Here is a 2,312-nt window from a genome sequence, read left to right as displayed (position 1 = left end):
TTCGTGCTCGAGAACCGGACAGGCGCCGGCGGCACCATCGGCGCACTATCGGTCGCGCGTGCGGCGCCGGACGGCCACACGTTGCTGCTGGGGACAACCAGCACCTACGTGGTCGCACCCTTCGTGCATCGGCCGCCGCCCTACGACCCGACGACGGCCTTTGAGCCGGTCATTGTCCTGTCAGAGGGCGCCATGGTGCTCTGCACGCATCCCCGGACGGACCTCCGCACGGCGGCCGAGGTGGTGGCGGCGGCGCGGCAGCGGCCGGAGCAGCTGACCCTCGCCTCAGCCGGCGCCGGCAGCCTGCCGCAGGTGGTCGGCGAGGTCTTCGCCGCCCTGGCTGGCGTGCGGCTGACGCATGTGCCCTACCGGGGCGGCGCGCTGGCGATGAACGACCTGATCGGCGGGCAGGTGGACCTGTTCTTCGAGGTGGTCTCGAACGTCGCTCAGCATGCCGAGGCGGGGCGCGTCGTGCCGTTGCTGACCACCGGCGCGGCCCGCTCGCCGTTGCTGCCAGGTGTGCCGACGGCGACCGAGAGCGGCTACGCCGACCTCACTCTGGCATCCTGGACCGGGCTCGCGGCGCCGGCCGGCACGCCGCAGCCTGTGGTCGAGACGCTGAACCGCGAGGCCAACGCCGCCTTGCTCTCGCAGGAGGGGCAGGCGCTTCTCGCCCGGCTCGGGATCGCGGCGGTCGGTGGCAACCCAGCCGCCATGGCGGCTCGGATCACGCGAGAGGCCGCGGTCTACCGGCGCGTGATCGATGCCCGCAGGATCACCGCGGGCTGAGGTGGCCGGGCCCAGATGCCTCACGGTGCATCGGCTCGCGGTGGCGTCGGTCGTGGTCGCCTGACCAGGCGACCCTCTCGGCGCCCGCCATGCCGATCGCGGCCAATCATCCGCGCCGAGGGCGATGCCGGCCTCGACGCGCCGGTAGACCGCGGACTTACCTCGCTGGGCGACGAGGCAATGACGCGGGCCACCCGCCTTGTCGTTGGCGAGGTGGTTTGCGGCTTTGTCTTGGAACAGCCGAATGCGATCCGGAGCGGACCGCCTGAATTTGGCACGGCGGTAATCGCCGATGGGCCGTGGCCGCCCCGCACCGGCGCTCCACAGGGCCTCGGAGGTTTGAACCATAGCTGCATAACTGCTGTAGGACTCCCCTGACCCCCGATGTGTACGGGACAGCCGCTCGGCGCGGAGGGCGAGGTCCGGGCCCCGACGCTGGGCTCCGCCCTGGGGAGGATTTAACCGTGAGTGCCGCCACATCGAGTTCGGTGACCTGGATCGCCTGCCTCTTGGTCCTCACCGGGTGTCTGCTCGTCTCGCCTGGATCCACGCCGCAGGCGCAGCAAGCCATCCCCGACAGTATCGCCGCGCCGAACACCCGGCCCGTCATGACGGTCCATGCCGCTGGCGCGCAGATCTATGAGTGCACACCCGTTGCAGATGGCAGGCGCGGCTGGCGCTTCCGAGAACCCATTGCTGCCCTGTTTGTCAACGGTGTGACCGCCGGCCGCCACTTCGCAGGGCCGAGTTGGCAGCTCACCGATGGAGCGCTCATCGTCGCCAGGGCCGCCGCCAGCGCGCCCGGTGCGACAGGCGAAGACGTTCCCTGGCTCAAACTGGCAGTCGTAGAAGGGCGGGCGAGCGGACAGCTTGCCGCCGTGACCGTGATCCAGCGCATCAACACCCGCGGGGGTACGCTCACGGGGCCCTGTGACACGGTCGGTGCCCTCAGGCCGGTACCGTACTCCAGCGATTACGTCTTCTTGGCCCCAAGCCGCTAATCCCCGGGGCTCCCGCAATCGTTTGCTTTCCGCTCCGGATGGTCTCCCGCTTCGGGCGACATGCGGCGGGTCCGCCATTTGCGGACCACCCGGCGGGGCGGCATCCTGCGCCGGGAAGCCCGTCCCGGCATGAGGTTCACGTCGTGAAGTCTTCCCGTTCGACGTCGGTCCCCAAGGCCATGCAGGCGACCTACGACGCCGTGGTCGCGCTCACCGATGCGTTCTGCCGCAACCACCTGAACGAGGAATACCGCGACCTCGCGCGGGCTATGACCGCGGCCCTCTGCCGCAAGCGTCCAAGTCCCTTGACCTCGGGCCAGCCGCGGACCTGGGGCTGCGGCATCATCTACGTCCTGGGCCAGCTCAACTTCCTGGCGGACAAGGCGAGCAAGCCTCACATGACGATGGCCGAGGTCTGCATCGCGTTCGGCGTCGGCCAGAGCACGGCAAGCGCCAAGGCCAAGGTCATATCGGACGCGCTGCGCACGAACCGGATGGATCCAACCTGGATGCTGCGAAGCA

3 protein-coding genes are annotated in these 2,312 nt (G+C 69.8%); all 3 read left to right on the top strand.

The annotated features are described in order from the left end of the window. Positions 1–789: Bug family tripartite tricarboxylate transporter substrate binding protein (locus tag Q7A36_RS39395; protein WP_305109249.1), on the top strand; the 789-nt coding region annotated here is incomplete at its 5' end. Between the two features lie 464 nt (positions 790–1,253). Next, positions 1,254–1,790, top strand: coding sequence for a DUF3455 domain-containing protein (locus Q7A36_RS39390; RefSeq protein WP_305109248.1), 537 nt, complete (start codon positions 1,254–1,256; stop codon positions 1,788–1,790). 143 nt (positions 1,791–1,933) lie between these two features. Continuing rightward, a partial coding sequence (locus tag Q7A36_RS39385; protein ID WP_305109247.1) for a DUF6398 domain-containing protein occupies positions 1,934–2,312 on the top strand: 379 nt, incomplete at its 3' end.

The organism is Paracraurococcus lichenis (assembly GCF_030657435.1).
Taxonomy (GTDB): Bacteria; Pseudomonadota; Alphaproteobacteria; order Acetobacterales; family Acetobacteraceae; genus Paracraurococcus; species Paracraurococcus lichenis.
The sequence above is the reverse complement of the archived record's forward strand: the minus strand, read 5'-3'. Positions and strand labels throughout refer to the sequence as shown.